This window comes from Lachnotalea glycerini (genome assembly GCF_003201285.1).
In the GTDB taxonomy this organism is placed as follows: Bacteria; Bacillota; Clostridia; order Lachnospirales; family Lachnospiraceae; genus Lachnotalea; species Lachnotalea glycerini.
Window position 1 is genome coordinate 141,754 of record NZ_QICS01000008.1, and the last position, 26,870, is coordinate 168,623.

At 32.9% G+C, this 26,870-nt stretch carries 43 protein-coding genes and 1 other RNA gene; 41 read left to right on the forward strand and 3 right to left on the reverse strand.

Features of this window, described 5'->3' with window-relative positions; all coding sequences use genetic code 11:
- The first annotated feature begins 79 nt into the window (after positions 1–79).
- The 7 genes from C8E03_RS14940 (at position 80) to C8E03_RS14970 (ending at position 6,596) form a co-directional block, all read left to right on the forward strand.
- Entirely contained in the window at positions 80–1,699 is a 1,620-nt protein-coding gene (locus C8E03_RS14940; protein WP_242993570.1) for a DNA cytosine methyltransferase, read from the forward strand.
- A gap of 676 nt (positions 1,700–2,375) precedes the next feature.
- Positions 2,376–2,717, forward strand: a complete 342-nt coding sequence (locus C8E03_RS14945) for a hypothetical protein (protein ID WP_110291416.1) — start codon at positions 2,376–2,378, stop codon at positions 2,715–2,717.
- Positions 2,718–2,970: 253 nt separating this feature from the next.
- Positions 2,971–4,050, forward strand: coding sequence for a DNA/RNA non-specific endonuclease (locus C8E03_RS14950; RefSeq protein ID WP_207657810.1), 1,080 nt, complete (start codon positions 2,971–2,973; stop codon positions 4,048–4,050).
- Positions 4,051–4,109: 59 nt separating this feature from the next.
- Positions 4,110–5,291 carry a hypothetical protein gene (locus C8E03_RS14955; RefSeq protein WP_110291417.1) on the forward strand — a complete coding sequence of 394 codons (1,182 nt, stop codon included), beginning with the start codon at positions 4,110–4,112 and terminating at the stop codon, positions 5,289–5,291.
- Between the two features lie 51 nt (positions 5,292–5,342).
- On the forward strand, positions 5,343–6,053 hold the full coding sequence (locus tag C8E03_RS14960; protein ID WP_110291418.1) for a hypothetical protein: 711 nt from the start codon (positions 5,343–5,345) through the stop codon (positions 6,051–6,053).
- Positions 6,054–6,088: 35 nt separating this feature from the next.
- Positions 6,089–6,340, forward strand: coding sequence for a hypothetical protein (locus tag C8E03_RS14965; RefSeq protein WP_110291419.1), 252 nt, complete (start codon positions 6,089–6,091; stop codon positions 6,338–6,340).
- Between the two features lie 52 nt (positions 6,341–6,392).
- A complete protein-coding gene (locus C8E03_RS14970; protein WP_110291420.1) occupies positions 6,393–6,596 on the forward strand; it encodes a hypothetical protein in 204 nt (67 codons plus the stop codon).
- 371 nt (positions 6,597–6,967) lie between these two features.
- Here C8E03_RS14970 and C8E03_RS14980 read toward each other — a convergent pair whose 3' ends face one another.
- Together C8E03_RS14980 and C8E03_RS14985 are read right to left on the reverse strand one after the other, a co-directional pair.
- Positions 6,968–7,153: a helix-turn-helix transcriptional regulator gene (locus tag C8E03_RS14980; RefSeq protein ID WP_242993572.1), complete on the reverse strand. Its 186-nt coding sequence runs from the start codon at positions 7,151–7,153 to the stop codon at positions 6,968–6,970.
- A 387-nt stretch (positions 7,154–7,540) separates the two neighbouring features.
- On the reverse strand, positions 7,541–7,783 hold the full coding sequence (locus C8E03_RS14985) for a helix-turn-helix domain-containing protein (protein WP_110291423.1): 243 nt from the start codon (positions 7,781–7,783) through the stop codon (positions 7,541–7,543).
- Between the two features lie 159 nt (positions 7,784–7,942).
- Here C8E03_RS14985 and C8E03_RS14990 point away from each other — a divergent pair, with 159 nt between their 5' ends.
- The 9 genes from C8E03_RS14990 to C8E03_RS15030 all read left to right on the forward strand — a co-directional run bounded on the left by C8E03_RS14990 (position 7,943) and on the right by C8E03_RS15030 (position 11,800).
- Positions 7,943–8,191, forward strand: a complete 249-nt coding sequence (locus tag C8E03_RS14990) for an ATP--guanido phosphotransferase (RefSeq protein ID WP_110291424.1) — start codon at positions 7,943–7,945, stop codon at positions 8,189–8,191.
- A gap of 5 nt (positions 8,192–8,196) precedes the next feature.
- Positions 8,197–8,262: hammerhead ribozyme type II (locus C8E03_RS14995), an RNA gene on the forward strand.
- A 100-nt stretch (positions 8,263–8,362) separates the two neighbouring features.
- Positions 8,363–8,578, forward strand: a complete 216-nt coding sequence (locus tag C8E03_RS15000) for a hypothetical protein (RefSeq protein ID WP_110291425.1) — start codon at positions 8,363–8,365, stop codon at positions 8,576–8,578.
- A gap of 165 nt (positions 8,579–8,743) precedes the next feature.
- A complete protein-coding gene (locus C8E03_RS15005; RefSeq protein ID WP_110291426.1) occupies positions 8,744–9,205 on the forward strand; it encodes a hypothetical protein in 462 nt (153 codons plus the stop codon).
- 202 nt (positions 9,206–9,407) lie between these two features.
- Positions 9,408–9,614: a transcriptional regulator gene (locus tag C8E03_RS15010; RefSeq protein ID WP_110291427.1), complete on the forward strand. Its 207-nt coding sequence runs from the start codon at positions 9,408–9,410 to the stop codon at positions 9,612–9,614.
- A 4-nt stretch (positions 9,615–9,618) separates the two neighbouring features.
- Positions 9,619–10,548 (forward strand): replication protein, encoded by a 930-nt coding sequence (locus C8E03_RS15015; RefSeq protein ID WP_110291428.1) that lies wholly within the window; start codon positions 9,619–9,621, stop codon positions 10,546–10,548.
- 153 nt (positions 10,549–10,701) lie between these two features.
- Positions 10,702–10,947: a hypothetical protein gene (locus C8E03_RS15020; RefSeq protein ID WP_110291429.1), complete on the forward strand. Its 246-nt coding sequence runs from the start codon at positions 10,702–10,704 to the stop codon at positions 10,945–10,947.
- Positions 10,937–11,155, forward strand: a complete 219-nt coding sequence (locus tag C8E03_RS15025) for a hypothetical protein (RefSeq protein WP_110291430.1) — start codon at positions 10,937–10,939, stop codon at positions 11,153–11,155. Before C8E03_RS15020 ends, C8E03_RS15025 begins: the two co-directional genes overlap by 11 nt.
- Positions 11,156–11,221: 66 nt before the next feature.
- On the forward strand, positions 11,222–11,800 hold the full coding sequence (locus C8E03_RS15030; RefSeq protein ID WP_110291431.1) for a terminase small subunit: 579 nt from the start codon (positions 11,222–11,224) through the stop codon (positions 11,798–11,800).
- A gap of 48 nt (positions 11,801–11,848) precedes the next feature.
- On the opposite strand, the gene C8E03_RS15035 is transcribed toward C8E03_RS15030, so the two are convergent.
- Positions 11,849–12,409 (reverse strand): recombinase family protein, encoded by a 561-nt coding sequence (locus C8E03_RS15035; RefSeq protein ID WP_110291432.1) that lies wholly within the window; start codon positions 12,407–12,409, stop codon positions 11,849–11,851.
- A 304-nt stretch (positions 12,410–12,713) separates the two neighbouring features.
- Between C8E03_RS15035 and C8E03_RS15040 the strand changes: the two genes are divergently transcribed.
- The 25 genes from C8E03_RS15040 to C8E03_RS15160 all read left to right on the forward strand — a co-directional run bounded on the left by C8E03_RS15040 (position 12,714) and on the right by C8E03_RS15160 (position 26,798).
- On the forward strand, positions 12,714–12,992 hold the full coding sequence (locus tag C8E03_RS15040) for a hypothetical protein (protein WP_110291433.1): 279 nt from the start codon (positions 12,714–12,716) through the stop codon (positions 12,990–12,992).
- Between the two features lie 19 nt (positions 12,993–13,011).
- The gene (locus C8E03_RS15045) at positions 13,012–13,314 is read left to right on the forward strand and encodes a hypothetical protein (RefSeq protein WP_110291434.1); all 303 of its coding nucleotides are present in this window, start codon (positions 13,012–13,014) and stop codon (positions 13,312–13,314) included.
- 5 nt (positions 13,315–13,319) lie between these two features.
- Complete coding sequence (locus tag C8E03_RS15050; protein ID WP_110291435.1) at positions 13,320–13,550, forward strand: hypothetical protein; 231 nt, start codon at positions 13,320–13,322, stop codon at positions 13,548–13,550.
- 46 nt (positions 13,551–13,596) lie between these two features.
- The gene (locus tag C8E03_RS15055) at positions 13,597–13,950 is read left to right on the forward strand and encodes a hypothetical protein (protein ID WP_110291436.1); all 354 of its coding nucleotides are present in this window, start codon (positions 13,597–13,599) and stop codon (positions 13,948–13,950) included.
- Between the two features lie 312 nt (positions 13,951–14,262).
- Positions 14,263–14,673, forward strand: coding sequence for a hypothetical protein (locus C8E03_RS15060; RefSeq protein ID WP_110291437.1), 411 nt, complete (start codon positions 14,263–14,265; stop codon positions 14,671–14,673).
- 62 nt (positions 14,674–14,735) lie between these two features.
- Positions 14,736–15,320, forward strand: a complete 585-nt coding sequence (locus C8E03_RS15065) for a 3'-5' exoribonuclease domain-containing protein (protein WP_110291438.1) — start codon at positions 14,736–14,738, stop codon at positions 15,318–15,320.
- Positions 15,321–15,500: 180 nt separating this feature from the next.
- A complete protein-coding gene (locus tag C8E03_RS15070) occupies positions 15,501–15,686 on the forward strand; it encodes a hypothetical protein (protein WP_110291439.1) in 186 nt (61 codons plus the stop codon).
- Between the two features lie 4 nt (positions 15,687–15,690).
- Positions 15,691–16,236 carry a LemA family protein gene (locus C8E03_RS15075; RefSeq protein ID WP_110291440.1) on the forward strand — a complete coding sequence of 182 codons (546 nt, stop codon included), beginning with the start codon at positions 15,691–15,693 and terminating at the stop codon, positions 16,234–16,236.
- A gap of 3 nt (positions 16,237–16,239) precedes the next feature.
- Entirely contained in the window at positions 16,240–16,956 is a 717-nt protein-coding gene (locus tag C8E03_RS15080; RefSeq protein ID WP_110291441.1) for a hypothetical protein, read from the forward strand.
- A 73-nt stretch (positions 16,957–17,029) separates the two neighbouring features.
- On the forward strand, positions 17,030–17,254 hold the full coding sequence (locus C8E03_RS15085; RefSeq protein WP_110291442.1) for a hypothetical protein: 225 nt from the start codon (positions 17,030–17,032) through the stop codon (positions 17,252–17,254).
- Entirely contained in the window at positions 17,217–17,444 is a 228-nt protein-coding gene (locus C8E03_RS15090) for a hypothetical protein (protein ID WP_146212333.1), read from the forward strand. Before C8E03_RS15085 ends, C8E03_RS15090 begins: the two co-directional genes overlap by 38 nt.
- Positions 17,445–17,490: 46 nt before the next feature.
- Complete coding sequence (gene terL / locus C8E03_RS15095) at positions 17,491–19,146, forward strand: phage terminase large subunit (protein ID WP_110291444.1); 1,656 nt, start codon at positions 17,491–17,493, stop codon at positions 19,144–19,146.
- A 21-nt stretch (positions 19,147–19,167) separates the two neighbouring features.
- On the forward strand, positions 19,168–19,623 hold the full coding sequence (locus tag C8E03_RS15100; RefSeq protein WP_242993574.1) for a DUF1492 domain-containing protein: 456 nt from the start codon (positions 19,168–19,170) through the stop codon (positions 19,621–19,623).
- Between the two features lie 334 nt (positions 19,624–19,957).
- Entirely contained in the window at positions 19,958–21,511 is a 1,554-nt protein-coding gene (locus C8E03_RS15110) for a phage portal protein (protein ID WP_110291447.1), read from the forward strand.
- 138 nt (positions 21,512–21,649) lie between these two features.
- Entirely contained in the window at positions 21,650–22,237 is a 588-nt protein-coding gene (locus tag C8E03_RS15115) for a hypothetical protein (RefSeq protein WP_110291448.1), read from the forward strand.
- Between the two features lie 71 nt (positions 22,238–22,308).
- Entirely contained in the window at positions 22,309–23,133 is an 825-nt protein-coding gene (locus C8E03_RS15120) for a N4-gp56 family major capsid protein (protein ID WP_110291449.1), read from the forward strand.
- 18 nt (positions 23,134–23,151) lie between these two features.
- Positions 23,152–23,310, forward strand: a complete 159-nt coding sequence (locus C8E03_RS22025; protein WP_170123015.1) for a hypothetical protein — start codon at positions 23,152–23,154, stop codon at positions 23,308–23,310.
- A 29-nt stretch (positions 23,311–23,339) separates the two neighbouring features.
- Positions 23,340–23,666, forward strand: coding sequence for a hypothetical protein (locus tag C8E03_RS15125; protein ID WP_110291450.1), 327 nt, complete (start codon positions 23,340–23,342; stop codon positions 23,664–23,666).
- A 15-nt stretch (positions 23,667–23,681) separates the two neighbouring features.
- Entirely contained in the window at positions 23,682–24,167 is a 486-nt protein-coding gene (locus C8E03_RS15130; protein WP_242993576.1) for a DUF2829 domain-containing protein, read from the forward strand.
- A gap of 116 nt (positions 24,168–24,283) precedes the next feature.
- A complete protein-coding gene (locus C8E03_RS15135; RefSeq protein ID WP_110291452.1) occupies positions 24,284–24,634 on the forward strand; it encodes a hypothetical protein in 351 nt (116 codons plus the stop codon).
- Positions 24,622–25,050 carry a hypothetical protein gene (locus C8E03_RS15140; RefSeq protein ID WP_110291453.1) on the forward strand — a complete coding sequence of 143 codons (429 nt, stop codon included), beginning with the start codon at positions 24,622–24,624 and terminating at the stop codon, positions 25,048–25,050. Before C8E03_RS15135 ends, C8E03_RS15140 begins: the two co-directional genes overlap by 13 nt.
- A gap of 5 nt (positions 25,051–25,055) precedes the next feature.
- Positions 25,056–25,568, forward strand: coding sequence for a hypothetical protein (locus C8E03_RS15145; protein ID WP_110291455.1), 513 nt, complete (start codon positions 25,056–25,058; stop codon positions 25,566–25,568).
- Positions 25,569–25,579: 11 nt separating this feature from the next.
- Positions 25,580–25,963, forward strand: a complete 384-nt coding sequence (locus C8E03_RS15150) for a hypothetical protein (RefSeq protein ID WP_110291457.1) — start codon at positions 25,580–25,582, stop codon at positions 25,961–25,963.
- Positions 25,964–26,034: 71 nt separating this feature from the next.
- Complete coding sequence (locus C8E03_RS15155) at positions 26,035–26,439, forward strand: phage tail tube protein (protein WP_110291458.1); 405 nt, start codon at positions 26,035–26,037, stop codon at positions 26,437–26,439.
- A gap of 14 nt (positions 26,440–26,453) precedes the next feature.
- A complete protein-coding gene (locus tag C8E03_RS15160; protein ID WP_110291459.1) occupies positions 26,454–26,798 on the forward strand; it encodes a hypothetical protein in 345 nt (114 codons plus the stop codon).
- Positions 26,799–26,870 lie beyond the last annotated feature (72 nt).

A 26,870-nucleotide genomic window follows, 5' to 3' on the forward strand; every position in this document is an offset into this window, starting at 1 on the left:
TAAAAGTGTTCAGATTTCCTTGTAAACGACTGTTCATTTTTAATTATAAATCAACAACATGTCGGCTCCTTTAAAGAAAATGATAAATGGTGAATTAATAGTTGATAATTTTGCCGGCGGCGGTGAAGCCAGTACCGGTATAGAACTTGCGACTGGTCGTAGTGTTGATATCGCAATCAACCACGATCCAGAAGCTATAAAAATGCATAAAGCAAATCATCCTAGCACAAAGCATTATTGTGAATCAGTATGGGATGTTAATCCTGTTGAAGCTTGTAAGGGCAGACCTGTGGCATTAGCTTGGTTTAGTCCAGATTGCAAACATTTTTCAAAGGCCAAAGGTGGAACACCAGTTAAAAAAGAAATAAGAGGACTTGCTTGGGTTGCAATTAGATGGGCGGCGGCAGTAAGACCAAGAGTTATCATGTTAGAAAACGTTGAGGAGTTTAAAACATGGGGGCCATTAAGACCACAAAGGGATAAAGAAACAGGAAGATGCATAGTCTATGATTTTTCGGATAGAAAGAATAAGAACGAGCAAAAAAGAAAGCCAAAATTTAGAGTTGCACAACCGGGTGAAGTAGTTCCTTTAAATTTACAAGTCATGGAACCGGATCCGAAGCGCAAAGGAAGAACTTTTAGAAAATTTGTTAAGGCACTGGAAGCACTTGGATATGAAGTTGAGTTTAAAGAATTGGTTGCCGCAGATTTTGGAACACCTACAAAAAGAAAAAGATTCTTCATGATTGCAAGGTGTGATGGTCATCCAATTGTTTGGCCAGAGCCTACACATGCACCAGTTGATAGTGAAAAGGTTAAGGCTGATATTTGTAAGCCTTATGTTGGAGCATATACTCAAATAGATTTTAATAGGCCATGTCCAAGTATTTTTGATACAGCAGAAGAAATTAAAGAGAAATATAAAATAAGAGCGGTAAGACCTTTGGCTCCTAAAACAATGCAAAGAATTGCAAGGGGTTTACAGAAATTTGTAATTGATAACGAAGAACCTTTTATAGTTCAAGTAAATCACAGTGGAAGTGATTGGAGTTATACTCATAGTATGAATGAACCATTAGCGACCGTGGATGGCTCTAATCGATATGGACTTGTGACATCATTCTTACATAAATACTATGATGGTAATTATAAAGGTGCTGGAAGTTCTTTGAGCGAGCCGCTTCATACCGTGACAGCAGTTGACCATAACAGTATAGTGACAACAAACCTTATTCAAATGAATAATAATTGTGACGGAAGAGATATAAGACAACCTATTCCAACAATAACGGCAGGTGATGGACACTTTGGGGAAGTAAGAGCATTTTTAATTAAGTACTATGGGCAAGGTACAGGGCAAGAAATTAAAGAACCCTTAGACACTGTAACATCAAATGACCGCTTTGGACTGGTTACAATCCATGGAGTTGATTATCAAATAGTTGATATTGGACTTAGAATGTTAGAACCAAAGGAATTATATGGTTGTCAGGGCTTCCCTGATGATTACATAATTGATAAAGATTTTGAGGGGAAAACATACAGCCGTACAGAGCAAGTAAAACGATGCGGTAACGCTGTGCCGCCTCCATTCGCAAATGTCCTTGTTCGTGCTAATTTACCAGAAATTTGTATTTTTGAAAGAGTTCCAAATATGAGTATAGAGGTCGAAAACAAAGGGCAACTGAGGTTTGCTTAGATAACAAAAACAGGCAAGTTTATTCTTGTCTGTTTAAAGTAAACAGAAATATTAAATAAAAGTGCACAATAAAAACGCTAATAAACTACATAAAAATATAAAAAATAAACAAAAAACTTTACAAACTGAATTAATAATGTTATAATCATATTTATTAACAAAGGAGGCAAAGTAAATGGAAGCGCTGATTATTACAGCTAGTATCGTAAGTATTATCTTTGTTTTTAATTTATTTTATAAGGTTAGCTTCATAATTAAGAGCAGACGGTAATAAAGTAATTTAACTTTATTAATTAATGTTGGTATGTGGATGTTATACGGCATCCACTATACCACTTCAAATAGATAGAAATATAAAATAGAAGTAAGATATATTATTTTTAAAATGAAAGTAAAGTGAAAAGTAATATAAAATAACAAACTGAATTTGGAGTCTCATTTGAGGCTCTTTTTTCTTGCTTAATAGGAAATATTTACGATTTTTTTATAAATATGATATAATTTTATAATGTTAAATAATTTATAGTAAGTGAGAGGTTATTAATATGGTATTAAAAGATTTTATTAAAGAGGAACAAAATGGTGCAATTTTTTGTAAAATTGGAAAGAGTTCTTTAAAAATGCGGGGAAAAGGCGGATATCTTCCATACAGGGAATACTAGGTAAAGTAGTTATTTTGGATGAAGGAATTATTACTTTTGAAACGCTAGAAGAAGTTGTAAAGTATCTTCATTATGGAGATGATTTAGTCCTCTTTAATTTTTTTAAAGGTAAGGAGTTACTACCAGAAGAAGGATACGAAAATAACAGGTTAAATACAGGATGTTATGATACAAAGGCTATTTTTGTAGAAAATGTTTTATCTTTTAACGATGCTAGTACAGTTGACTTTATTTATTTAAACACAAGAGATATAAATACATTTATAGAATATCGCAATTTAGCAACAAGTCATCTAGAGGATAGGAATCTATTTGAGGCAGCAAAAAGATGGAATACTTTAGCATTTAGAGAGTAGGCGTAAAATGACAAGTTATTTTGATAGATTATATCATTGTCATAAGGTGGATAAGTCAATAAATATTATGGAAGAGTATGAATTAATTGATGGCAAAAAACATTAAATAGGAGTCAATGACCGATATATTATGATACTGAAAGGGGAAGGAAATGTAACGGATTAAATGATCATGGATTTAAGGGTGGATATGCCCATTATACATATGTACTAACAGCTCTGACAAATAAGATAGAACAATGAGGGAGGAAATATGAAGCAAAAAAAATTATTATGGGATTTATTAAGCGTAGGAAAACAAATAAAAGGTAAGGGAACTAAATTATTTATACCGTTTTTAATCACTTTACTTATCACTGGATGTTCGGAATCAACTAACCATAATGCGATACAGACTAATGAAGTTGAACAAATACAGGAATTAGAAGAATCAAGTACTGATGTTGAAAAGGTAATTCAAGAGGTTCAGCCAGAAGAGCCAACCGATACAAATTCCGAGAAACAGACAGATCAACAGGATTTAAGCACAAGGGAATATAATGGTGATACATATACAATTATAGAGGTTGATGGCGGCGATTTGTCTGGCGATAGACTGAGCAATGTTGCGGTAGATATTGGTTTTGGAGATAGAGAGTATTGGGCGTATACGAATGAGTATGGACAACTTACTAATATAGTAGCGGATAAAATATTATTGCAGGATGATGAGACTGAACAGGTAAATTCTGATGGCCGCTATTATAATGATGAAGCAAAAGTCCCTGGAACAGAAGCAACCGACCTGGATGAGGGACATGTAATTGCGGATAGCCTTGGCGGCGTTTCTAATGCATATAATATTACTCCTCAAAACAGTACCTTGAATCGTCACGGTGATCAGGCTTATATGGAAAAGGTAATCAGGGATGCTGGTGGATGTGAAAACTTCGTTGCTACGATTACATATCCTGATACCGAAACACAGATTCCGTCACACTACAATTACACATATGTCCTGAATGGAGAAACCATCACAGATGATTTTGACAATGTTAATCCTGATGAAATAAATGCAAAGGTAGATGACAATAGTTCTTCTGTTGCAGCAACATCTAATTCAGCAGTGGCAAATAACTCCACTTCTAATCAAGATTCGGAAGTTGTTGAGCAAGTAGAAGAGGCAGCAGCTAGTTCAGACGAAACAAGTATTGAAGTACATATAACGAATACTGGAAAGAAATATCATAGTGCTGGGTGTCAGTATTTAAGTAAAAGTGATATTATTACAACCTTGGACAAGGCAAAAGCAAGTGGGTTGGAGCCTTGCAGTAAGTGCAATCCGCCACAGTAAATTTAAACAAAATATATTAGCGATAAAATACATTATATTTATTTTGCAAAGGAGAATATATGGTAAATGAAAACAGAAATAATGAAATAATTAATTCGAATGAAAAAACAATAAAAACTTATAATTATAAAGAAATTTATAAAATTATAGTGGATTTTTCTTCAAATTATGTCGGTAAAGCTGTTCTAACGGGTGTGTTTTTATTTGCTGCATATTTATTTTATCAGTTGGGATATAGTTTTTTATATGGTTATTATTTTGGAGGAGAAGAAGCAGCTCCTATATTTACACTAATCAATCAAATTCCATTTGATTTTAAATATATTGTAATAATTGGAATTGGAATATCAGGAATACTAAGTCTTTTTTTTATAGTAGCATATATGATTGTAAGTGATAATAACAATCTTTGTACTAAAATTTTTTATGCTATAATTAACTGTTTCATGTACTTACTAATAACTGAGTTAATAAATATTATTGTAGGTGGTTTAAATCTCAGTAATTATACTAAATTATTATATCAATTATTTTCTATGTTGTATATTTTCCTAGGATTCATCAAATGCAATATAATTTTTATTAAGAAGCTTCTTTTAGGAACGTTTTTTTCATTCTGTTATTTATTTAGTTTAATTGCATTAGTAATATTTTCATCTATGATTTCAATAGAATTTAATAGTTACTATGGAGCAATATTTCTTTTTATACTTTATATAGCTGGAATAGCCCTCATATATATTTTTTCAAATATAAAAATATTTATTGCATCTTCCTTGGTTGTTATTATAGTAAGCTATATTATATATGACAAGTACAATAATTTTAATAGTTTAACAATAAGTGCTATTTTTTTTGTGGTTTTATCTTTAATGGGAATACAAAAGGTATCTAATATTATAGAATCTAGAAAAAATGTTAAGAAATATGAAAAGAAATTTAAAAAAATAAAAAAAAATAAAATTATGATAAAGAATAAAACAATAAAAATAATGTTATTTCCTACTTTTATACTTTGTTTTACGATGTTATATTTTTTATTATATGTAGCATTTTATGATTTTGGTAATTATTTTGGTATGACAAGTAAATTAAAATGCTACAAAATAAACTATATGAATTCAGAAAGTAAATCTATAAATGGATTAGTTGTAAAACAAGTTGGCACAACTTATTATATATCAGAAGAAGGAAGAAAACTTGTTATTATAACATCAAATCAATTATTAGTTACACATTAAGTAATTATATGGATGATCGGGATGGAGATGGAATGATAGGAGAGTGATGTTATGGCTAAGAAATTAAAAGAAATTACTTTGAATAATATTAAAATAGCATTATTACAATTATTTTGCAAAAAGAATAGAGCAAAGATTAAATATTTACCACTGATTTTGGTAATCATTATTGCTTTGATTTTTCCCATTATGCTAGAATTTTTGGTAATTTATAATAATATTCCATCGTCATTTAATAATTCTGAGTGGTTTGTTTTTTGGAGCGGGTATATTGGTTCTATAATAACAATATTAACTTTCTATATTACTATTAGGCTTGAGAGTAAAAAATCAAGGCTACAACTAAGTAAGCAATATGAAAACAGCAGAATTGAGAAAGAGATAGAGCGCGCAACTAAGGTCAAAAATATAATATTGCTAGATAAATATCGTTTTAATTTTAGCAACAAAAACGATATGGTTGACGAATATAAAAGTTTTTCCCGTGATTTTCTTGATATTGAATCAGATTTAAAAAAAATGGCATGGATTAATGAAGCTACATCTCATAAAAACGAATTCTTCAAAAGATTAAATTTAATTGCTAAATATGAAAGATTCACATTGTTAGAAAGACTTGCTAATACAAATGAAGAATTTATTGATGGTGTTTTAAAAGATATTAAAGAACTATCAAGATTATCTAATAATAACAGGAATGAATTAAATGATTTATATGATAATTACATTGATGAAATGATGAAAAAAATATATGATATATAACATATATTTAGTATCATATGTACGAAAGGGAAAGTATGAGCCGAAAAATTGAAGATATCGAAAAAATGAGTTTGCAAGAAGTAGCTGAAAATTATAATGATGTAGCTAGGTACACGGCAGAAGCATTATCAACTTGGCAACAAATATATTTTATTAAAAAACAAGAACAAATAAATGAACAGGCACAGAAAATTAATAATCAAATGTTGTTATATACAAAGACTATGACTATATTAACTATAGTGGTTGTAATTGCTACAATTGCTAGCTTATTGATTAGGTATTAAGATAAGAGTTAATGCAATTAAATAATCATTTTAGAATAGGGAGGTAAAATAGATGTGGGATCCAACTACAATTTTTTGGACAATTATTGGTGCGTTTATAGGTTTTGTTTTAGGCTTAATTGTAACAATATTTTTACGAATAAGAGATAATAATTTTGATAAAATTGATTATATGAAAGCTATAAATGATTATGCAAATAAAGTATTTAACGAATTAATGACTAAATCAATTGAAAAGAAAAGAATGATAGGGTAAATAGCGTTAGACGCATAAAAGATGCTACTTATAATTTTCCTTCCAAAAGTGAAAGAATTAAGCTAAGCAAATGCCAGGGTATTATAATAACAGAAATAAATAATCATAGAAAAGACATAATAAATTTGCTTGACAAATATCTAATATTAGATGATAGTATAAATATTTTAGTTAGAAATGGAGAAGATAGAAGAAAGTTTATTGAAAAGGAAAAAGAACAAATAACCATATATAAGCAAATTATATCTGAATCAATAAAGTGGTGTAAATTAAAAGACAAAACTAATATTCCTCCAAAACGAACATATAAGTTTTATTTAAATAAATTTAAGCGCTTGTTTAGAAAAAAGAAAAGGCAGCCATAAGCTACCTTAATCCCTGCATAATTCATCAAGTGTAACGTGCAAGGCATCCGCCAGTTTTAAAGCGGTATCAACCTTGCAATTATTATTTTTCTCTATGTCTTGGATCGTGCGTCTTGGTACTCCACTTAATTCGACTAGTTGAGGTACAGAAAGCCCCTTGCTAGTCCTTATTTCTTTTAATTTCACGTCCATACCTCCATAGTTTAGGAATAACATCAATTAGCATAAAAATTGACGCTAGAATGGCAAATACGCAGGAGTAAACAGTCCAGTCAGTAGTAATCGCCAGTATCAAAGCAAATATTAAAAATAGTGTTTCAAACGATAGTTTTTTCATTTTACAATTTAAATCCAATGTGGTAATATTATTTTAGGTAGGGGAGATTTCTCTCCCCTGTGACTATTTGAAAGCTTTTACTAACTCTGCGATTGCAGTAATTAAAGCGGCGGTGGCGACCATGGCTTTAATGATAAAGTTGATAGCTTTTCTTTTTTCCTCTTTTGTTTCTTACCCACTGGATTGTTCTCCTTTCTTTAAGATAAGTTAATTATATCACTTTTAAAAGTTACAGTCAAGTATTAATTGAAATATTTAAAGAGTTCTTCTCTTTCTTTTTCATCTTCCTCGTATACAATTAAATCCTTCGGTTGTAAATCCAAAATAGCGCAAATTCTGTTTATAGTTTCAAGTGATATATTTGTATCTTCATTTTTAATTTTCTTTAAAGTATCTTGGCTTAGTATCTTTGTTCTTTTTGCAATGTACATATTTATCCCTGCACGTTCCAAAGCATCAGCGACATTTATTTTATATTTTATCATTGTTCAAGCCTCCTATTGATTTCATCTAAATACAACATACTACACATATAAAAACAAGTCAATAAAATATCACTAAAAAAAGTTATAAATAGTATTGACAATCACTTTTTAAAGTGATAATATAAGTATAACAAATAAAGAAATCGGAGGTAAGTAGAAATGAAAAAGACAAAGAATATAAAAGTTGAATGGTGCGAGAATTTTATAAAATCAACATTTGGAAAAATTCCAAAGTTCGCAAAAGGAATTGAAACAAATTGTTTCTTTGAAATGGCTGAAAAATCGGGTCTTTACATAAAAGGAACTTACGGCAGTTCAATGTCGAAAGCACTTGAAAATATTGCAGAGGTAAAAATAGTTCAAGATGATAACGGGAATTATATGTATTCCACGTTCTACATGAAATAGAGAAGAGTCGAAACACTCTTATGAGCGTCAGCCGAGGACTAGCCGCCCGGCTCTGATGAAGATAGGCTAAATAATAAAAGCTGATCACACCGCTACCAACGAACATGACCAGCACCCAAATAAGAAAGGCAAGGCTATTATATAATAGATAGCTGAAAAAGGTAAAGGATTATGGAAAATAAAGTATATGATGATTTTGAGGGAACTAAGAAAGAGCTACACAAAATTGTAGACTACATAGCTTTTGACTGTAGCGTTGGTATTTGGGGAAAAGTTGATTTTGCAGTTGATAAAAAAGAATTTACTAAGATATTATGTGAGGCATTAACAAGAAATGTGGTTGTAAGCGAAATCGTTGATATGATGAATCATGTTTACAATGAATAAAAATTTTACTAAAGCGCTTAGAATTATTTCTAGGTGCTTTTTTAAGAAGAACATATTAATATTTAAAATGCTGGAAAGCCGCTGTTGACAATTAAATTTAAATATTGCACACTATAATTAACTTTGTATTAACAATAATATCATATAGGAAGGAATTAAATTACAATGAGAAGAATTTATAAGGGATATACAGATATTAAAGAAGGACTATTTGAAGAAGGAATGCATTTTACAACAGATTATTTTGATACAATAGAAGAACTGATTGAGGATGATGATAGGGTTGGGATATTTTTTGAAAGTCAAAATAAACTATTAAATGATGATACAGTTTTAGATCTGGAAAAAATTAAATTATTATCTGATGAAAAGTTGCAGCAACTTCTTGATGAATACAATAAAGATAACGAATTGGGGAGGTATCATAAACTAACTAATATTGACAATACATGTTTACTTCTAACCAAAAGCGCTGAAGAAATTGAACGATATTTAAAAAGTTGCGGAATAAAAATTGAAGGAACAGGTTTTGATTTTACTATGAGAAGTGATAGAGTCTATTCACTTACGGATGAAGAAGATTTTAAGGTAAGGCAATACATAGAGAAGATGATAAAAAATGAATAATACTTAAAATTATCGTATTCATAATTGGATGCGGTATTTTTTTAGTTGTTCACCATATTCACTCATGAAAATAATTAATAAATATGGTGATATATAATTAGTAATTCTTATTAAATGAATAAAATAAATATTTTAAAATATAAATAAATTTATTGTAAATGGCAAGTATATACTTTATAATAAAATAGAGCGAGGTGATATCATGGGAATGGCAGAAGAGATAAGAATTTTGTTGGTTAAAAATAGTAACATGTCTGTATCGGCATTGGCTAAATTATTAGAGACTACACCACAAAATTTAAATTATAAATTAAAATACGATGATTTCAGAGAATCAGAATTACGGAAGATAGCTGATTTGTTAGGGTATGAACTTAAAATAGGGTTTGTAAAAAAGAAAGTGAGGTGATACCATGGCAAATCCACAAAAAGAAAATGGATATACTCCGGTTGCAAATGAGCTGCTAGAGCATGTTTATAAGTTGAAACTGAATGGTACGCAGTTTAAAATTATTTTAGCATTATGGCGGTATACATACGGATTCAGCAGAAAAGAAGCCGAGATATCAGATTCTTTTATAGCTAAAGCAGTCAGTTCTACCAGACAGGTGATTAACAAAGAAATTAACAACTTAATAGATTGTAACATGATTCAAGTAATAAGAGCATCAACTTTTACTAGTCCACGTACTTTGAAATTTAATAAAAATTACAATGAGTGGAGTGTAGATGTATTAGACGCATGCAAAACGATAACAGGCATGCAATTAGATGCATGTACAGGCACGCAATCACATGCATGTAGTAGCATGCAATTAGATGCATGTACAGGCACGCAATCACATGCACAAGATAAACAAGATATAAAACAAGATATAAAACAAAATATATATTGTGTTTTTGCAGGAAAGGATGATGAAAAAATGGAAATGAAGCGATACAATCCAAATCACGAAGATGATTATGATAAGACTCAAATTGGATGGTGGAAATTTTATCGTTACTTTGAGGATGAAGAGCTGAACGATTTATTTATAAAGTTGCTTGATATGACAGAGGAACAGAGCAACGGTTTTGTTGACGGAATTGGTGAAGTGTATGCTATGATTGAAGCTAATACAGTAAATGAAAAATACGACCTTGGAGAAGTTTTGGATATGTCTGACGAGGAATTTAGAAAATTAGATGTTGAAAAGCAAGTAGCATTTAATAATATGCCAGTAATTGAAGATAATACAGTCGAACTAAAGAATATTCTTAGAGAGGGTATTTATAAAAAAGATATTAAGATAATTAATAAATATCTGGGGATTGACAATCTTGTAAGTACTGTTGTATTATAAAGACAATTAAATAAACTTTTTGAGACTATAAGGCTCAAACACGAACGAGGGAATACGGAGAATTACATAGCAAGATCAAGTGCTATATCCGGTTCGCTTTTTGCGTGTTTGGGTCTTTTTGTTGTTTGAAAATAGATTGTGAGGTGAGGAATTGTGCTAGAGGTAAAATCAGAAAACGGAATAGTTGAAATTATGCAGATGGACGGAAGAGAAAAGACAATTGTAGCGGATGTTGGAGCGATAGCAAATAAAGTTCTTCTCTTGGCTGCTAACGAGGGTTCAAAGACGAAAGAGGAAGTATACATCCGCTACGGAGTATTAGCAAGACAGCTTGTAAATTACATAGATAAGACAGTAAATAACATTGATAAATTAGGAGGAAAGCAAGATGCAGAATAAAATTTATGGAATATGCAGAAATGTTCTAAAAATAACAGATGAGGAAATTGCAGAAGTTAAAGAAGTATATGAGGAACAATTAAATTATATATCACCTCTCAAGATGGCTACTACAGGTAAACAGCGTGAGTTAGGGGAACATAATAAACAAGTATTAGAAAAACTTTTAGAGCTTAAAGTTATACTGGAAAACGGAGCACAAAATTAATTATTACAAAGAGCGGAACTATTAATATATTTATTATTTTTTTATAGCATTGAGGTGAGTAAGAGTATGAGTAATACAAAGAGTAGTGGTATTGAAGATAATATAAAAGACATTGTTAAGAGTACAGTTAAAAACCCTAATCCTGTTAATATGTCTATTAAAGAAACTGATTCAGAGAAAGCAAAGATTAAAGCGGATCTATTTAACCGTCTATGGAATATCACAAGTAAGAGAGGCGTACCAAAGTTTGAGAGTACGGAAGAAGCTGCCTTTTTGATTGAAGAGTATTTCAAGGACTGTGCAGAAGCCAACCTTAGACCGACTATAAGAGGACTAGCTGCAAGCCTTGGAACTGTCTATAGTACTCTTAATGACTGGGAGAATGGAGCAAGAGACGGAAAACTGGGTAATGCTTATTCGGCATTGATTAAAAAAGCCAAGCAATTTATAGCGGAATATGATGAACTTTTGGCAGTAGAAGGAGTGGATAATCCAATCCTTTACATGTTTCGAGCAAAGAACTATTATGGCATGCAGGATAAGCAGGATATCACGATTACACCAAATAATAACCTAGAAGCAGGTCATACACCTGACGAGATAGCAAAACAGATTGAGAGCGACATACCAATTGACATGGAATAAGGCATTAAAATAGCACCAAGCGAATGCCTGATGCTTTGGAGTTAGTGCTTAGTTGTTTGTTTCGTGTTCCTTGATAAGTTTATCCAGTGTTGGGCGAGTGATATTAAGTTCAGTGGCTAATTGAACCTTGTTAATTTCACGGTTCTTATATCGCTTGTACTGTTCGTCAAAGCCTTGTATTTCTTTAGCTTGCCGTCCTTTGAATTTGCCTTGTAACTTAGCTATTGCGATTCCCTCACGCTGACGCTCCAACAAGTTTGTACGCTCAAATTCGTTGATAGCACCAATCATTGTAAGCATAAGTTTTCCAGTTGGTGTACTGGTGTCAAGATTTTCTTTGTTGCTTACAAGATTAACACCTTTTGCATTAAGCATCTCGACTATGTCAAGCAAGTCCTTAGTGCTACGAGCAAGACGGCTAAAGTCATGTACATAGATTGAATCACCCTCACGAGCGAACTCTAACATAGCCTGCAACTGTATGCGCTTGGTGTCCTTAGCTGATACCTTTTCCGTAAACCATTTATCAATATTATGTTTGTTTAAAGCTTCAACCTGTCGTGCTTCGTTTTGTTCTACTGTAGATACTCTAACATATGCGATATTCATTATATCAATCCTTTCCGTATGTGTTTGTTATGGATATTATAACATAATGTAAAGTATAAGTCTATAACTACGTTTACAAAATGTAAAATAAACATGTAAAACAACCTATATTTTACAATAAATGAAGTGTTTCAAGTGTTAAATTAGAGTAGGGTCTATTTTTGCAACAAAGCATAAAGTATTTTTACAGAAAGACCGGTACGGGGGTCTGTGTGGAAAGTGCCGCAGAGGGGTAGTGAGTCCCCGAAATTCCCCCCAAAAACAAAAAGACCTTTTCTAGCCAAACAACAGAAAGTAGGTATCTATGAAAACAGAATATGAATTTACTGAAAATCAAAAATCCAGACTAGCATTTTTATACAGTACAAGAGATTTATTTTTTAGTGAATTGCAAAAAGCATATTACACAGAGGGAAAAGATAACAACTTTGAATACATAAAATTACTGAATGAAAAATTAATGCTTGTTTCTGCTGAAATCACTGAAATATATGTATTAGCTCCAACAAGATGTTTAATGACCAAAGAAGAATATGAGAGTTTTACAAAATTGAAGATGGTAAAGGGGTACAAGAAATTATGAATAAATGTGTTTGCGACATATGCGGAATAGAAATCCAAAAAGGCATTTTAAAATCAAAGAACGAAAGCTTATGACCGACTGCACAAATGTTTTACCAATAATCAGTTGGGTAAAGGTTGATATATGCGATAAATGTTTTAACAATTTAGTTCAGCTTAGATACGAGGGCGATTTAATAAAACGTATTGAAGACCTGTCATATCACTATGATGAAAAATATCCGAATGATGTAGATATGCAGTCAGCTTATTTGCAAGGTATACAAGATTGTATTGATATATTGCTGCCAACTAAGCTAAAAGATATATTGCGAAAGGAGTGACCAGCATGGGTGAAAATATAGACAAAATGAAAATTTGTTTAATCAGCGAAACAGGAGAAGAAATTGAACTTTCAGGAATACCGGAACTAACACTAAACTCAAATGATACCGAAGCGACTAGCAATAAAGATTTCGAAATGCCGTCAAGTAGTTGTGAAGTTAGTCTAAATATTAAGCCTAGATCACATGTAAGGCTATGGCTTGCCCTTATTGGATTCCCAACATCAAATAACTAGAGAAAGATTCATGGCGGTGTAATGGATAGAAGGGGCGTGTAGAGTATTGAATAAAATTGAACAACTTAAGCCGTTAACCATTGGAATCCTTGGATATAACACAGACTTATCATTCAGGGGTTTACATGATTTAGCCTGTGACAATGAGGAACAGGTCGAACAGCATAAAAAAGAGTTTTTAAAACTTGCAGATGAGACCAAGATAATCCCTATCACAAATACTAACTTATTAAGCTCTCGTCGTGCGGTACGTATCGACCAGTTAATTTTGTTTGATGATGATAGGTGGCTGATTGAAAGTAATAAGGCTGAAAATATTTTGAAAATAAAACGTTTTCTTCTATGCCACTCATGTGTGCCGGAAGAATATCAGATTTTGAAATATGAGGACGTGTTCTAAACTTTCTCAAAAAATAAAAAAGGAGCTGACACCATGACAAATAAAAAATGCTTTGAAAAACATTTTCATGCAAGACAAGGAATTTGTCTGGCAGAGAGATATCAAAATAAACTATTTTCAGTTGCAGTCTAAGAAGATTATTGCCATGAGTGCGGCAAGGTTCGTGATAAATGGTTTATATTTTGGAACTTTAGATTTCTGAAGTTATTTAAAAAGCGGCAATCAGTATCTTTGAATTTCGATAGCGATTTGCCATATAACTAACCGTATCGAATTGCACACGGTTAAATTTGAGAATGGAGGTAGTTCTAAGTGGATAAAGTTTATGGAATTGGAACTGGCGAATATTCAGATTGGAATATAGTAGGATTTTTTACGGATAAATTACAGGCAGAAAAATATTGCCAATTTATGAATGATAAATATCCACACGAGAATTACGAAGTTTGCGAATTGGAAAACCTCAATGAAAATATTGACTTATCATTGATATATCCTAAATATACATTTACGTTTAATGGAAAATTCAATGACTACTGGGAAAATGTACAAGGCAGTTTAGCTGTAAATGGAGAAAAAAACGAAGTTAGAGAAAATAAAAATGGATATGCAGACAATAAATATATGATTAAAGTTGTCACAACTGAAAAGGACCGTAATAAAGCTGCTAAGATAGCACAAGATATGTTCGCAAAATATAAAGCTGAAAAAGCTGGTTTGTAAATTAAAGGGGGTCGAAATCCACTCCTTTATAATATCAAGTGGATACATAGGAGGGAAAAGCAATGAAAATATTTTTTGATACAGAATTTACAGGATTACATAAAAATACTACGCTGATTAGTATTGGATTGATTTCGGAAGATAGAAGACAGTTCTACGCAGAATTAATTGATTACAATGAAAATCATTGCGATACATGGATAAAAGAAAATGTGATTAAGCATTTGAGAAAGACTGACTGGAGGGAAAAAAGAGGGACATATATTCCAAATTATCATATTGGTGCAAAACAGGAAATTGGGAAATCATTAGATAATTGGTTAGTCCAGTTTGAAGAGGTAGAGTTAGTGTCTGATGTTTGCCATTACGATATGGTTTTGCTAATAGATTTATTTGCAACAGCTTTCAATATGCCAAATAATGTTGCTCATGCTTGCTATGATATTAATCAAGATATCGCAAGAAAGTATGGAATTTCCATGAAAGAAGCTTTTGATAAGTCAAGAGAGGATATTTTGTATCAGCATTACAAAGAAAATAAAGTACAAGGTGATAAGCACAATGCTTTATATGACGCAAAGGTTATTCGTGAATTGTATCAGATTCTCAACGATGTAGATTTTGAGAAAATACATAGACTGGGGTGATTTTATGAAGTTAATAGCAATATCAGTAACAATTTTAAATATTATACTTGCACTGTTGTACATATGGTTTGGAAATTCGAAGGATTGTAAGAATAATCAACATTGGTTTTTCTACTCACTGGCAGTTCTTACACTTATAAACACATATTTGATATGGTGGTATTGAAAAGGGGAAATTAAATGCGGTTAAGTAATTGTACTTTTATTGTTAAAGTTGGAAACAAGTATTTAGAATTTGATACGCACGAAATAACAGAATTACATATTGAGCAAAAACGAGTTTCAATTTGTTACTTGCAGGATAATTCAAGAGGTTCTTTAAGCGTTGGGTTTGAAGATTTTGAAATAAGACAAGAGGAGAGTTAGGATAATGAAAAATGGAAAAATGATATTGATATCAATTGCAGGAGTTTTGGTCGTAATACTTATGTGTGTATTTGCGGTCAACGGAGTTCAAAACAGGGCAATTTCACTTGAAGAGCAGATAAAGACGGCAGATTCAGATATTAAGGTACAAGAAAAAAGACGTGTCGATTTGCTTTATAACTTAGTTGATACTGTAAAAGAATATGATAAGCACGAATACAGCACACTGAAAGACGTTGTGGATGCTAGGGGTTCCAGTGATGGAGATATTTCAGAAGTTACAACTTTGATTGCGGCCACAGCTGAAGCTTATCCGGATTTGAAATCAAGTGATAATTATAAGCAGCTAATGAATGAACTGAGTATAACGGAAAATATGATTGCAGAGTATCGGAGTAATTATAATAAGCAGATTAAAGAATATAACAGATATGTTCGTAAATTTCCTAATAATCAATTTTTGAGTATGCTTGATTATGAAAGTGTTGTTTATACATATTTGCAATACGATGTTTCAGACGATGCACCACAAGATTTATTTGAGGATTAAGTTATGGAGATAACAAAGCGAGAAATTGTAGTGAGTATTTCGATTATTGCTATTATGTTAGTAATTGGATTTTGGATAAGCTCTAAAATTTCTGACTATGAATTAGATGAAAATGAGAAATATAATAAATCACTAAAGATTGAATCAAACGATTTGTTTCAGTATGGAATGGAAACTAATGTTGGTAATGCTTTTGTTTATGGAGATTTTGAAGCAGTTGACACAGTATCTTATCCTGAAATAACAGGAGAATATTTGTATCTTGAGAAAGTAAAAGAAAAATATACAAAACATACAAGAATTGTTCATCACTCAAATGGTAAAACATCATGGACAACAACTGAAACATATTGGACTTGGGATAGAGTTGATTCAGAAAATATTCACTCAAATAGAATTAAGTTTCTTGGTGTTGAATTTGATTATAACAAGATTAAAACTCCTGATTCTAAATATATAAAAACTGTTAAAGAATCGAAATATATAAGATATAAGTTATATGGTTGTCAAACAAAATATACAGGAACGATTTTTACACAACTAAAAGATAATACAATATCTGACAATTCAAAGTTTTATGATAATATGTCAATTCAGGAAACAGTAAAGTATTTGGAAGTTAGAGTTGGAACAATATTATTTTGGATAGCATGGATTATGTTAATGACATGTTTGGTATCTGGATTCTATTATTTAGATAACAATTGGTTAAATAAATAAAGTGATGCCGTGTACTAAATTACGGCGCATGGGTTCGAATCCCATTCTTTCCGTTAAAAGGGGGATTGTTAAAATGAGTGATACATACAAGGCAATTTATAAATGTTGTTTATGTGGTAAGAAATTTCCACTTCCAAAGATAGAAATATATTCAGATAACATTGAAAAGATTATTTCGGATTTTCAATTAAGATCATATGCTAGTGGAAGAAATTACCTGCTACATCTAACAGAAAAACATCGTTGTAAGGATGGCTCACTTGGATTTGCTGATTTTCAAGGATTTAAGAAAGAGTGATGATATGGATATAATAGAATTTGCGAAAAGAGTTTGTCCTAATCAAGAGTTGAATAAGTTTCAAAAAGAGATATTGTTGAAATATCAAAAAGCAAAAGAAGAAAATAAAGAACTTATTCTTTGTTTTTCAAGATGTATTGGAAGAACAATGGTAATGAAAATCATTGATGAATTTCACAATCATAATTAAATAACTATTGAGCGCCTATGAGTGCCATTTTAAAAGGGTGGTATTTATGGGCGATATAGAAAAAAATAGACAAATAATTGAAAAATTACATAAGATTGATCTAAGCCAATACAAGAATCTTAGCATGCTTATGGACATGTGTATAGCGGTAAAGAATGATGATTTAGAACTTGCTATTAAAGAATCTAAGTTTGTAAAAAGACAGGCCGCAATTGGTTCCCGAAAAGATGTTAGATTCATGGATTTGTATTATAAGTCACTTTTGCTATTGGCTCCCTATGATTTTGATAGTTATTGTATTTACTTGGAGAAAAATAGGGAGTCTAAGGAACGATTTTATTTGCCAAGAAGAAAAACTTTAAAAGTATTGGTAGATAAATTGCAGGCACTTGCAGATGATGAACTTGACGAATTGTTTATTCATATGCCTGGTAGAGTCGGAAAGACTCAATTAGTTACAGAATTTCTTTGTTGGTATTCAAGTCGATTCCCTGAAAAGAGCAACTTATATTGTTCCTACGCAGATAGTGTTGCAGGTGCATTTTATGACGGTTGTTTAGAGCTAATGTCAGACCCAACATACCTACATAAAGAAATATTCCCAGACTTTAAAATAGTTGGTACAGATTCAAAAGGAAATATGATTGATGTTGGCAGAAAGAAAAAATACAAGAGTATTACCGCAAAGGGTTTAACATCAGGGCTAAATGGTTTGTGTGACTGTAATGGAATTGAAATTGGTGATGATTTGTTAGAGGGTATTCAAGATGCAATGAATCCCGAAATTTTGAAAAGGAAACAAGCCATTGTTGACAATAACTATATTCCAAGAGCAAAATCAGGAGCGAAAAGGTTGTGGATGGGAACAATATGGAGCTTGCAAGATCCATATTCAAATAGAATTGAGTTCTTAACAAATGATAAAAGCGCGCAATATATACGGTGGGAAGTTGTAAAAATTCCGGCTTTAGATGAAAATGAAGAAAGCAATTTTGATTATGATTACAATGTTGGATTTAATACAGAGCATTATAAGCAAATCAGAGCTAAGTTTGAAAGAAACGAAGATACGGCCAGTTGGTTAGCACAGTATCAGCAAGAACCAATTGAAAGAGCAGGTGCATTATTTACACCGGAATTTATGAGATTTTACAATGGTGTTCTTCCTGCAGGGGAACCAGATAATATTGTTGCAGCGTGTGACATTGCTTTTGGTGGTCCCGACTTCTTGGCATTTGGAATTTTATATATTTATGGAGAGGAAAAGTATCTTGTTGATTGTATTTTTGATAACAGTGAAAAGAATATTACTCAACCTCGAATTGTTCAGATGATTTTAAAACATCAAGTTAAGCGTAGTTTTTGGGAATATAACAACGGTGGTGAGGGTTTTAAAGATGATATAGAAAGGCTCTTAAAGGAAAAAGGCTATAGGCACAACATGATAGGTTCCTATGCTCCAACTACAAAGAGTAAGCAAAATAGAATTATGGATAGGGCGCCAGAAATCAGAGATATTTACTTTTTGAAAGATAGTAAGAGAGATAAGGATTACTCAAAACTTATGAGTAATGTTTATTCCTATAAGGTTTTAGGAAAAAATCCGCATGAAGATGGACCTGATATGCTGGCATACTTATGTAGCTATGCAGATTCAACGCCAAGCGTAGCAATTATTATGAAAAACCCATATGCAAGATAGATTAAAGGAGAGCGATTGATTATGAATATTACATCAGAATATTTAGCACAGTATACATATTTGGAATCGCAAATTAAGAGGCTGAGGCGGAAATATGAATATTATAAAAAGAATCCCATTAAGTCAGAATACGGTGTTGTAACTGGTTCAATGCCCAATTTTCCATATGCGCAATGTCACTTTGTTGTGACAGGACCAAATATAAAATCAGACGAAGAAAGACAAAAAATAATTAGCCAGCTTCTAATTGACATTAAGGGAAATGAGCGGTTATATGAGGATATGAAGCTTGAAATTGAACTGTTTTTAGAGGGTATTGCTGATTTGGAGATGAAAACTATAATGCAAATGAAATATATTGATAATATGTCAATGGAAAAAATCGGAGAAGAATTAAATTATGATAAGAGCAGTATTTCAAGAAAAATAGATAAGTTTTTGAAGTCAATAGAAGATGCAACACATGCAACAAGGTAATATGTTAATATGATATCGTAGATAAGTTTCATAAAATGTACTTTCCTTTCAGATTATGGTGCGAATGAGTCGTTTACTAAATGTAGGCGGCTCTTTTTGCGTGTCAATAAATGAGGTGACGGAATGTCAAAAAAGAAAATGAAAGAAATAAGATGCCCTGTTTGCAGTAAAAAATTATGCTACACAAATGGGGATTTAGAAATTAAATGTACTCGTAGCGGTTGCGGTGTAATCGTGTCATTCAAATATGATAATGACGATTACAAAAGTCGTAAAGAGCCGCCGCGTTCAACGATTAGCGGCAAAACATTTTTCTATTAGGTGGTGATTGAGCATGGATGAGCAAAAAGAATATTCCTTTACAGGTAGAAAAAGAATTTATACAGATGAACGTGTGATTGATGAAAGCAATATTCTTCAAGTTCTTAGGGATGCGCTTATCACTCATAGTCAAAATGCGGATAGGATTCGTTTTTTATTAAATTATGAAGCAGGATATCAGCCGCTTACAAGAGAAAAGAAAGTAAGGTCTGATATTGATATAAAGGTTTGTGATAATGTTGCAAATCAAATAACAGAATTTAAATTAGGTTACAACTGGGGAAATCCCATTGAGTTTGTCCAGCGCAGTAATGACCATCCAAAAGGTTCTAATAAAGATACAGAAGATAGCGCAATTACATTGTTAAATAATATGCTCAAATGCGAATATAAAAATACAAAAGACCAGGAGTTAGCAAGATACATAGAAATTTGCGGAGTTGGCTATAGGCTAATTGATATAAAACGAGATTGCGAAGACGGGGAAGCAGTATTTGATATTTCAATACTGAATCCTCTTTTTGCTTTTGTTGTTTACACAAATGATGCTTACAGGAAACCTGTTATGGCATGTTCGTTCCGAACTGTTGAAAACGGAAATTCTTATTATACTTGCTATACAAAAGATACAAGATTTGAAATTATCAATGCAGTTAAAATTGTAAGTCGAGAGAAAAAAGATAATTATATGGTTGCCAACCAATATACAGAATTAAATCCATTGGGAATGATTCCGATTATTGAATACAACCGCAGCGCTGACCGAATGGGCTGTTTTGAACGACAAATAAGTGACATGGACAACTTAAATATTCTTATTTCTGATTTTACAAATGATGTTGACCAGGGTACACAGGCTGTTTGGCATTTAAATGACGTAGAACTTCCAACTGATGAAAATGGAGATTCTATAACACCAAAATCTAATGAATGGTTAAACACTCAAACTACCAGAGATGGAAAACAGCCATTTGTCAAGCCTTTAGCAACTGAATATGATTATCAAGGCATGTTAGAAAACATCAAATACAGACGTGATGTGATTATGCAGAAATGTAGCGTTCCACTTAGAAGTGAGCCGGGCGGCGGCTCAACTGGAACAGCAATGAGCATGTCAAGCGGTTGGAGTGATGCAGAGTGTTCAGCATCAAAAGAAGCTTTGATTATTGAACAGAGTGAATTGCAGGCATTAAAAGTTATTTTAAAAGCAATCAAAAAAAGTCCTGATGTTCCGGCAGATAGCGAATTGTTAAAGTTAACTGCAAGTGATATAGAAATAAGATTTATTCGTAACAAGACTTACGATATGGCAACTAAAGCCAATGCTTTTGCTACATATATCGGTCATGGCATTCATGGTCGTGATGCGCTGGCCATGGTTGATGCTACGTCAAATATCGAAGCTGTTTATACGAACAGCAAAGATACGATAGAAGCATATCAAAAGTCCATATTTGAAAAATTGAATAATACAAACAATGAAAATCCGCCAAATAATGATAGGACATTGTCTGATAATTCAGATCAGACAGATAATTCACCTATTCTTGGGAGTAATGTTAAATAGGACAGTCGAAAAATCGACTGTCTTTTATATATTCCGCAGAGAAGCGGATAACCAAACACATTAAAAAACGGAGAGAACCTTAAACACAAAATATTCATGTCAGAGAAGACTTAAAAACACAGAAAGAGGTAGCTAATTATGAGAAAAAACGTATTAGAAACTAAAATTCCTTACAAATTGCAGTTCTTTGCAGAGGGTGGCGAACAGGATACTAGCCAGGCAGAGGGTGGAGAACAAAATCAAGATGATGGTGCAGGTCAAGGCGAACAGGAAATTACTGTTGAATCTGTTATGGCTGATTTAAAAGCTGAAAGAGCAGCAAGAGCGAAAGACAAAGCGGCTCTTGATAATGCACTGAAAAAGGTCGGTGACTTGACTAAAACAGTTCGTTCCATGCAGACAGCAGAAGAGCAGGAAGCAGAAGCTAAAATGGAACAGGCAGAGCAACACGCAGAATATGTAAAAGGACTTGAAAATAAACTTGCACTAATTGAAGCACGTTCGCGTTATACATCAATGGGAATGGATTCTGAAACGGCAGAGGCTACAGCTAAAGCTGAATTGGAGGGAGATAAAGATACGGTAACTTCTAACATCAAGAAAACTACCGAATTTATTGTAAAGCAAAAAGAAGCCGAATGGCTTAAAAACAGACCAGCTCCACAGGGTGGGAATGATGATGACTCAAAGAAAGACCCATTCTTAGAGGGGTTTAATAGCAAATAAAATTATTTACCGGCTATCGAAAAGAGATAGTCGCTGACCGCAAAAAGATAGCGGTAGAAAGGATGTAAATTATGCCAGTAAATTACGCTAGTAAATATTCACAGCAAGTAGATGAAAGATTCACGCTTGCATCTTTTTCCAACGGAGTTATTAATAATGCCTTTGATTGGATTGGTGTTGAAACAGTTAACGTTTATTCAATTCCAACAGTTGAACTAAATGATTACACTCGTTCCGGTTCAAGCAGATATGGTACACCGGATGAATTAGGTAATGAAGTTCAGGAAATGAAAATTACACAAGATAAATCATTTACATTTACCATTGATAGAGCATCTTATGATGATACTCAAATGACAATGGAAGCAGGAAAAGCATTATCTCGCCAAATTAATGAAGTCATTATTCCATCGGTTGATAAGTACAGATTTGCAGCGATTGTAGCAGGTGCTAAAACAGCAAATATCAAAACGATTGCCACCACAAAATCAAATGCGTTTGAAGAGTTTCTAGCAGTTCAAGAGTTACTTGATAATGGATTAGCTCCACAGGGAGGAAGAATTTGTATTTGTTCTCCAGCTTATCATAATAAGATTAAGCTTGATGAATCATTTACAAAAGTAGGTGATATGGCTACAAAGATTGCTATTAATGGATTGATTGGTGAGATTGATGGTGTTCCAACTGTAAAAGTTCCAGCATCGTATATTCCGGCTGATGTTGATTTCTTCATCACAAATGCAATTTGTACACCTTCTCCTGTTAAATTGCAGGAATACAAAATTCATACGGATGCACCTGGCATTTCCGGTTGGTTAGTAGAAGGACGTGTTCGCTATGATGCATTTGTTTTAGATGAAAAGAAAGCGGCTATAGGTGTTCACAAATCAGCTTAGTAATGGAGGTGAATTCTAATGATTGAATTAGTAAAAGATGGAATTATAATGAGAGTTCAAACAGAGGGGCAGGCATCCGCCTTTCTGAACAATGGATATAAAAAAGTAGAAAAGGCAGAGAGTGAGGAACCTGTCGCAGAACAACCGAGTAAAAGCGGCAAATCTGCAAAGCAATAGATCAGATATGTAATAAGGAGTGATGAAGCATGGGGACAATGATAGATGAAATCTTAGAAGAACTTACAATTGAATTAGAAGTTACAGAAGATTCCGACATTGCTCTCCTGACTTCTAAAATCAAGGGAGCAATCAGGGAAGTAAAGCTGGCAAGGAAATATAAAGGTAAAACGGATACTTATATTGAAGAGGATATTCAGAGTTACTATTCTAATATCAAGAATCTTGCCGCTTATGATTTTTGTCTTGTTGGCGGTGAATTTCAGACTTCACATTCTGAAAACGGTATAAGCCGTTCATTTGCAGATAGAAATGATTGCTTTGATGGTGTTCTTCCTATTGCGGAAATTAATTAGAAAAGAGGTTAAATAATGACAAAGAAAGAAGAATTGCTTAAAAATTATGAGGAATTAAAAGATAAAGGCATTGAATGTATGTGTTTATTTATTCATATGCCGACTGGTGAAACAGAGGTAATTACCAATCCAAATGTAGCTGAAAAGATGGCATACATTGATAAAACTTACGATGATGATTTATATCATGCTAATTGCAATGAAATATACATTGATGATTATGTTTTTTCCTTGGTGGAAGATACTTTTGATTTTGGTTCTGCTATTCAAAATTTGAAAGAGGGACACAAGGTTGCGCGTAAAGGTTGGAATGGGAAAAAACAATATGTCGAATTGGCAACCTGTATCAGTTATATTAATTCAAAACACGAATTAGTAAACGCTGAACATGATGCAATTGGAAATAAAGCACTAGCATTTGTTGGTACGTCTGGTGTTCAACTAGGTTGGTTGGCAAGTCAAGCCGATATGCTTGCAGAAGACTGGTCCATTGTTGAATAACAGAGCCTTAAGGGCATAAATACCTATCTGCCATGCGCAGAAAAGGAATCCGACTTTCACATGGTGATTGTTGGTTTATAGTTGGTAACGTGGTACAAATCGTGCCGCAGGGTTAAATGCCACAAATACGCAAGGGGTTGGGTGCAGGCATTATGAGAATGATATATTCGAAATTTGGATTCAATATCTATCGTTCATGTGATGGATATATAGTTCATAACACAAAGAAAGAGTTTAAGTACGGTCATACGCACTTAGACAGTTTTAATACAGCGAAGTACATAATTGATATGGTGCATTATGAGCGAATACCTGGGCATCTATCAATTTATCTTTTGATAAGTCTATCAAGAGTTTCCAATGATGAAATCTACAGAGATAAGATTTTATCTCTTGTAGAGCAGAAAAAGACTAAGAAGCAGAATTATTATAATGTCAATAAGGGGTGTGTTAGATGCGTTCATTAAAAAGAAATAAACAAAAAATGTACTACTCGACATACTCTGAATCTGCACCAGTCTATGAACGAGACGAAAACGGAGATATTGTCTATATTAATATTGGCGGAGAACAGGTACCAATTGAAACTGGTGAGTATGAGTCTGGCTACTCACTTCCATTAGAATTTAAAGCAAATATATCACCAGCAAAAGGAAGTGCAGATCAGGAAGTTTTTGGACTAAACCTTGATTACACGAAGTCAATTTGCGTAACAGATATGAGTTTACCTATTTCTGAAACTTCAAAGATTTGGTATGAAACGGAACCAGTTATAAAAACGGATGGAATGGTTGACATTGATAGTGCTGATTATTCAGTTGTGCAAGTGGCAAGAAGCTTGAACAGTATCATGTATGCTGTTAAAAAGCTACAGAATGGGTGATTGATATGGCAAAAAAAATATCCTTTGGTTTAAGCGTAAGTGAAGTTAATAAGGCAATCCAAGAAGTAGAAGCTTACAAAAAAGAGTTAAACAATAAAGTTCAAATCTTTGCAAGACGTCTTTCTGAATTTGGCTTAATTACGGCCAGAGCAATTATTCAAAGCCATACCGCTAGTGGTTCAACGATTGGAAGCCTACGAGTAGTGACCGATTCCACAGGGCAAATAACACGCATGAGAGTAGTTGTTGAAAGCGAAGCTATTCTATTTTTGGAGTTTGGTGCAGGTATCACTTATAACCAAGGAAATGAAAATCCAAAAGCAGGAAAACTTGGTTATGGCGTTGGAACTTATCCAGACCAAACACATGCATACGACCCTAACGGTTGGTGGTATCAGGATGAAAATGGAGAATGGAAACATAGTTATGGTACAAAAGCAGTTATGCCTATGTATACTGCAAGTCTTGTAATGGCAAGCAGTGTAGTAAAAATTGCAAGGGAAGTATTTAAGAGTTAGGAGTTGATATCATGGGATTTAGTTCAAATGTTGTCTACACGAAATTAAAATATGGAATACAAGATGTTTGCACTAATACTGGTAAAAATTCAAGTGGTGATACTCCTGCAAGCTTTCCGTATTGCGATATGTCAGTGGAGGATATGCCAGGTGGACATTATGATTTGGATAATAACGAGGGTTCTGTTACTCCTGTTATATTAATCACTGTATATGATAATACAAGTACAAAAGATACGAAATGTGAAAACATTAGTAAAAAAGCAAAAGATGCAATGTTACAAATGGGATTCAAATGTTTATTTGGCCCGGCTAAAATTGCTAACACAGACAAATCAATCTCTCGTTGGGTGGCACGATATAGGCGTGTGGTGGCTGATGGGGATACAATATAAAACTTTTTAATTTTAAGTAGTCGTTTAGGTGACTGCTTATTTTTTTATGTAAAAATAGGAGGAATTTAACTATGTCTATCTCGAGTTATAATACAAAACTCATGCACAGTACGGACGGCACAGCATGGACACAATTGCTGCCAGTTAAAACGACACCACAAATTGGTGGAGAAAGAGAACAGCTTGAAACAACAACCCTAGATGATGATATGCAGACTTTTATCAATGGTATACAGTCATCTGAGGCAATGTCTTTTACGGCCAATTACGACAGTGATCAGTATGATGAATTAAAGGTACTTGAAAATAAAACTGAGCACTATGCAGTTTGGTTTGGAAATGATGGTCTTGGTAGCGCTGGAAAATACAAATTTGACGGTCAGTTATCTGTATTTATCAATGAAACAGAAGTAAATGGCGTTATTGAAATGACTATCAATATTACTCCAAGTACTGTAATTACAAAAATATCTTAAGGGGGACTTAGATTATGCGAGTAAGAATTAATAACAAAAATTACACCGTTCCAGAGCTGGGATTTAAGCACATGACTAAATTAGAAGATATGGGATTTAGTCTTGACGATATTATAAGAAAAAATAAATCTTTTTCTCTAATTACTGGATTTGTCGCTATTGTTGTGGGGTGCGACAGAGAGGAATCGGAGCGTATTTGTGAGCAACATGTGCTAGGTGGAGGAACTTTTGAGGAAATCACAGAAACTTTTATGAAAGCTATGGAGGAATCAGCTTTTTTCAGAAAACTCCTCGATTTAGGGGAGAAGAAGAAAGCGAATGTGAAGAGTCTGGACAAGGAACAGGATCAGGAACAATAACAATTAACAGCTTTAAGGATGCCATAAATAAAATTTGGCTTCCAGCAGCAATCAAATATGGCATATCATATG